Below are 451 nucleotides of genomic sequence, written 5' to 3' on the forward strand. Positions count from 1 at the left end.
AGATGTGTATAAGACACCTGCCTCACTCCCCCCAGCGCTTCCGACTGCCTCGCCTGCATCTGCTCGTACAGCGCCGCCGTCAGCCACAGCGACGTCACTCCGCACCGGGTCAATGCGCTTCCCAGTTCCTCCAGCGACGGTGTCCCCGCCGGGTACACCACCAGCTTCCCTCCGTGCAGCAGCGCTCCCCATATCTCCAGCGTCGACGCGTCGAACGACACCGGCGCCAGCTGCAACCACACTTCCTCCGCTCCGAAGTGCGCGTAGCTCGTCCCCACCACCAGTCGCGTCACCGCTCGCTGGGGCACTCCCACTCCCTTCGGCTTCCCCGTGCTCCCCGACGTGAAAATCACATACGCCAGGTTCTCCCCTCCCACGGCGGGACTCGGGTTGCTCTCCGGCTGGCTCGCAATCCCCTCCCACTCCGTGTCCACGCACACCTGTCTCTTAT

Annotated in this window: 1 protein-coding gene; it reads right to left on the reverse strand. The window is 65.6% G+C overall.

The genetic code is table 11. The features are described from left to right. On the reverse strand, nucleotides 1-451 hold a 451-nt coding region (locus FJV41_RS50355), incomplete at both ends, for an AMP-binding protein (protein WP_141649616.1).

Source organism: Myxococcus llanfairpwllgwyngyllgogerychwyrndrobwllllantysiliogogogochensis, assembly GCF_006636215.1.
GTDB classification, from domain to species: Bacteria; Myxococcota; Myxococcia; order Myxococcales; family Myxococcaceae; genus Myxococcus; species Myxococcus llanfairpwllgwyngyllgogerychwyrndrobwllllantysiliogogogochensis.